This window comes from Bathymodiolus platifrons methanotrophic gill symbiont, from assembly GCF_002189065.1.
Taxonomy (GTDB): domain Bacteria; phylum Pseudomonadota; class Gammaproteobacteria; order Methylococcales; family Methylomonadaceae; genus Methyloprofundus.
This window is the reverse complement of the sequence record NZ_BDMN01000355.1, coordinates 1-4664: the sequence shown is the minus strand read 5'-3', so window position 1 is coordinate 4664 and position 4664 is coordinate 1. Positions and strand designations below refer to the sequence as shown.

General features: G+C 36.4%; 4 protein-coding genes. All 4 read left to right on the top strand.

All coding sequences use genetic code 11. From position 1 onward, the window contains the following. Window positions 1–365: 365 nt before the first annotated feature. From CDZ78_RS17435 to CDZ78_RS17420, 4 genes are read left to right on the top strand one after another with little or no spacing between them, the layout of a single operon-like run. A complete protein-coding gene (locus tag CDZ78_RS17435) occupies window positions 366–920 on the top strand; it encodes a recombinase family protein (protein ID WP_087871125.1) in 555 nt (184 codons plus the stop codon). A gap of 34 nt (window positions 921–954) precedes the next feature. Next, on the top strand, window positions 955–2565 hold the full coding sequence (locus CDZ78_RS17430; RefSeq protein ID WP_087871126.1) for a class I SAM-dependent DNA methyltransferase: 1611 nt from the start codon (window positions 955–957) through the stop codon (window positions 2563–2565). Further along, a complete protein-coding gene (locus CDZ78_RS17425; RefSeq protein ID WP_087871124.1) occupies window positions 2555–3901 on the top strand; it encodes a restriction endonuclease subunit S in 1347 nt (448 codons plus the stop codon). The genes CDZ78_RS17430 and CDZ78_RS17425 overlap by 11 nt, the downstream gene beginning before the upstream one ends. Beyond that, window positions 3898–4452: a hypothetical protein gene (locus CDZ78_RS17420; RefSeq protein WP_087871123.1), complete on the top strand. Its 555-nt coding sequence runs from the start codon at window positions 3898–3900 to the stop codon at window positions 4450–4452. Before CDZ78_RS17425 ends, CDZ78_RS17420 begins: the two co-directional genes overlap by 4 nt. Window positions 4453–4664: the final 212 nt, after the last annotated feature.

The window sequence follows — 4664 nt, the reverse complement described above, 5'->3', positions numbered from 1 at the left end:
TTACCTATATGCAGAAATCCTTATATAATAAAATACAAAGGTTTCTGACCCTAATGGGCCGCAAGTAATAATGAAGTTTCTAGTCGCCTGAATGGTAAGATTCAAAAGGTTACTATAAACACAAAGATGGGGGAGGGTAGTTCAGTATGGATATCGCGCCATCGCCGGGATAATCCTACACCACCAAACAGGAACTCTTACGTTTTTAGCGAAGTTAAAAAAACAAGTGTATTTTTAACACTCGCCATCAACACAGCTAATCACCATTAACAAGACCTTATTTATAGTAAATAATGTTAAAAAAGGCTGTTAAAAAACATATCCCATGCTATAGTTAATAAAACCCATGTTAAAAAAGTAAGCGCATGAAAATAGGTTATGCCAGAGTCTCAACATCATCTCAAGATACAGCGCTGCAAATAGACGCGTTGAAGGCAGCTGGTTGCGAAACAATTTATGAAGAAAAAGCTTCTGGATCTAAGAGAGCTAGAACTGAGCTTGAACAGTGCCTTAAATCACTCAGAAAAGGTGATGTATTAGTTGTATGGAGACTCGATAGGCTTGGTCGATCACTCCAACACCTATTGGAAATAGTAAATGAGTTAGAAACAAAAGGAATCGGTTTCACTTCATTAACGGAAGCGATTGATACAACAACCAGTACTGGGAAGTTAGTTTTTAATATTTTTGGTTCATTAGCAGAATTCGAACGTTCATTAATTCAAGATAGAGTAATCGCCGGCCTAGAGGTTGCTAGAAAAAAAGGAAGAATTGGAGGAAGACCCTCGGCTCTTGATGAAAAACAAAAGGAAATGGCAATAACGATGTTTAACGGCGGGGCATTAAAATCAGATATTGCAAAACATTTTGATGTCACTCGGCAAACGATTTACACCATTCTTAAAGATATAGAAAAATAATTATTAAAGGAAATTTTTTAAAATAATGACAAAAATGGAACAAGAGCAACAAAAATTCCTCAACGATCTTGAAAAAAAACTATGGAACTCGGCAGATAAACTGAGAAGCAACCTTGATGCAGCTGTTTATAAACATGTTGTATTAGGTTTAGTTTTTTTAAAATATGTTAGCAACTCTTTTGATCAAAGAAGAGAAGAACTAAAAGCCGACTTCACTAATCCAGATCACCAGGACTACTTAAATAGTGATGAAGACTTACTGTTAGAGGAATTAGAAGATCGCGATGCTTACACAGAGGTAAACGTGTTCTGGGTTCCAGAGCCTGCTCGTTGGAGTAATTTACAAGATTCAGCTAAATTAGCATTGGGATCATCTTTGTCGTGGGGTGGTGAATTCAAAGGGGTTGGTAAGCTTCTCGATGATGCCATGGAAGCAATTGAAAAAGATAACCCTAAGTTAAAAAATATTTTAAATAAAGATTATGGAAGACTTCAGCTGGATTCAGATAAATTAGCTCAATTAATTGACCTGATAGCGACCATTCCTTTTGATCACGATACTATGTCCTCTAAAGACATTTTAGGGCATGTTTATGAATATTTTTTAGGTGGGTTTGCCAGCGCTGAAGGAAAAAGAGGGGGGCAGTTTTATACTCCTAAAAGCATTGTAACAACAATAGTTGAGTGCCTTGAACCTTATAATGGTCGTGTTTATGACCCTGCCTGTGGTTCAGGTGGTTTCTTTATTTCTTCTGAAAAATTTATTGAAGAGCATGGTGGAAAAATTGGCCAGGTTTCTATTTATGGCCAAGAGTCTAACCCAACTACATGGCGGTTAGCGGCCATGAATATGGTTATCAGAGGAATTGAATTTAATTTAGGTAAAGAACCTTCTGATACTTTAAATAACGATCAGCACCCCGATTTAAGAGCCGATTTCGTCATGGCTAATCCTCCGTTTAATCAATCTGAATGGGGTGGTTCTGATGATGACAAGCGTTGGACACAAGGTATTCCACCAAAGGGAAATGCAAACTTTGCCTGGGTGCAACATATGCTATACCACCTTAACCCAAACGGTTCGATGGGCCTATTGTTAGCTAATGGCTCCATGAGTTCAGTAACAAAAAATGAAGGTGAAATCCGAAAAAATTTAATTAAAAATGATTTAATTGAATGTATGGTCGCACTTCCAGGACAATTATTCACAAACACCCAAATTCCTGCCTGCATATGGTTTTTAACTAAAAACAAACAAGAAAAAGGTAAAAAGCGAAACCGACAAGGTGAAACCTTATTTATTGACGCACGAAACATAGGTTATATGAAAGATCGTGTGTTACGTTACTTTGCACAAGATGACATTAAAAAAATAGCCGATACATTTCATAATTGGCAACAAGGAAATGATTACCAAGATGAAGCAGGTTTTTGTTATTCAGCAAAACTTAAAAACATGGAAAAACACGATTATGTGTTAACACCAGGGCGTTATGTTAGTCCTGTTGAAGATGAAGATGATGGTATCCCTATTAAAGAAAAAGTTGATAGTTTAACTGCTTTGTTGGAAGCACAGTTTAAAGAAGGTAGAACCTTAGAGGATGAGATTCAGGCCAATCTTGTGGAGTTGAGATATGAGGTTTAGGCTTTCTACAATAGGGAGCTATGCAAAAGTTCAAGGTGGATTTGCTTATAAAAGTAAAGATTTCCTAGATAATGGGAGATTTAAGGTTTTAAAAATTAAAAACGTTCGTTTTGGTATAGTTGATTATGAAGACACAGCTTATATATCTAAAGATATCGCTGATAAAACCATATCGTACTCCACTAGTGAGGGAGATATATTAATTTCTATGACTGGATCAGGCCCTAATGCTCCTCAATCTCTTGTTGGACGTGTTGCTAGAGTTTGGGCGAATGAACCTAAATCATGGATTAATCAGCGTGTTGGTCGTTTAATATTAAAAAATATTAACTCTATCCATTCAGATTTTTTATATTATGTATTTTTATTAAAATCTAGTCAGGAATTTTTGGTATCAAACTCATCTGGTAGTGCCAATCAAGCTAACATTAGTGGGAAATTAATTGAATCATTACCTTGTCCCGATGTTAATTACGAACAAAGCAAAAAAATTAGTCGCATTCTTAAATCATTAGATGAAAAAATAATTTTAAATAACAAAACCAACGAAACCCTAGAAAAATTAGCCCAAGCCCTCTTCAAATCATGGTTTGTTGACTTCGACCCTGTAAAAGCCAAAGAAAAATTAAAACAAGAAGGTGGTGATTTAGACTTGATAGCTAAAGAACTAGGCATGTCTAAAGAAATATTAGAATTGTTCCCTGATGAGTTTCAGGAGTCTGACTTAGGGATTATTCCAAAGGGGTGGGAATTAAAGCCACTATATGAAACAGCTGAATATATTAATGGCTCCTCGTTTAAAGCAAAAGATTTTTCAGATAAGAATGAAGGATTACCAATAATTAAAATTGCTGAGTTAAAGCAAGGTATTTCAGCAGGAACAAAGTTTACGCTTAATGACATTAAGTCTAAATATTTTATTGATAGTGGTGACGTTCTTTACTCATGGTCTGGTAGCCCTGAAACTTCACTTGAGGTTTTTAAGTGGCATGGTGGTAAAGGTTGGTTAAACCAACACATATTTAAGTTAAATTTCGATTCACTTCAACAAAGAAATTTTACATACTTCTTACTTAAACAGATTAAACCTCTTCTAATTAGCACTGCCAAACAAAAACAAACAACTGGCCTTGGGCATATCACTGTCGCCGATATGAAAAGAATTAAAATCACCTATCCAGATAATGATGTATTAAAAAAGTTTTCTGAGCAAATAAACCCACTTTATGAAAGATCCTCAAAGTTAATTGAAGAGACAGGGACTCTAACCAAACTTCGTGACGCATTACTACCTAAGCTACTCTCAGGTGAAATAACTTTTAAGGGTCAAACATGAGCAGACCAACACATGCAGAGTTGAGAGACTTAAAGGAAGAGTTAATATCCCTTATTGAGAGCTCTACCAACTTAAGTGAGGATTTAACTTCATATGATCAACAATTTTCAACTGCAGTATCAACCATTGATGCTAATTTAAACGAAGCAGAAGCTAAAATAACAGTAATAGAGGCATATAGAGCAACCTCTGAAGAAGAACAGATTGCTATTTCTGAAATAAAAGATTTAGCTCAAAATACTTATAAAAAGATAACTGAACTTTCAAATTTTTCGGATGAAATAGAAGAAAAAATAAAAATACAATCTAATACTTTAAATGATCTTACACAGCAAAACATAGAGTTAAAAAAAACAGTTGAATCTTTATTACCTGGTGCAACCAGCGCTGGGTTAGCATCTGCATTCAAAGAAAGAAAAGATTCTTATCTTTGGCCAAAAAGAGTTTGGTCTTTCGTATTTATAGCTTCAGTCGCTGCCAGCCATGGAGAGCGAACGCGAGGGCTGGTAGTCCCCAGAAGGCGTAGGGCCGTTGTTTTGTCGGAATCGTAGCGCTAGCGTAGGTGGAGACAAAATAAAAGGCATTCCGAAAAACGCCGTCCAGTCATTTGAGGGAGTGTTACGAAGCCAGCACCGAGTTTACGATGGTAATGGCGAAGTGGCACGTACGCAGGACGTCTGGGGCGCCGAAGGCATTAGTGGTCGCGTTAAGTTTTTGCCGCTTGCTTGGGCTGGGATGCCCAAAACAAGCTTTCGCAAAAATA

What these genes read in the sequence shown, in the direction of transcription:
- CDZ78_RS17430 (WP_087871126.1), top strand. Translation starts at nt 955, where the DNA reads ATGGAACAAGAGCAACAAAAATTCCTCAACGATCTTGAAAAAAAACTA.
- CDZ78_RS17420 (WP_087871123.1), top strand. Translation starts at nt 3,898, where the DNA reads ATGAGCAGACCAACACATGCAGAGTTGAGAGACTTAAAGGAAGAGTTA.
- CDZ78_RS17425 (WP_087871124.1), top strand. Translation starts at nt 2,555, where the DNA reads ATGAGGTTTAGGCTTTCTACAATAGGGAGCTATGCAAAAGTTCAAGGT.
- CDZ78_RS17435 (WP_087871125.1), top strand. Translation starts at nt 366, where the DNA reads ATGAAAATAGGTTATGCCAGAGTCTCAACATCATCTCAAGATACAGCG.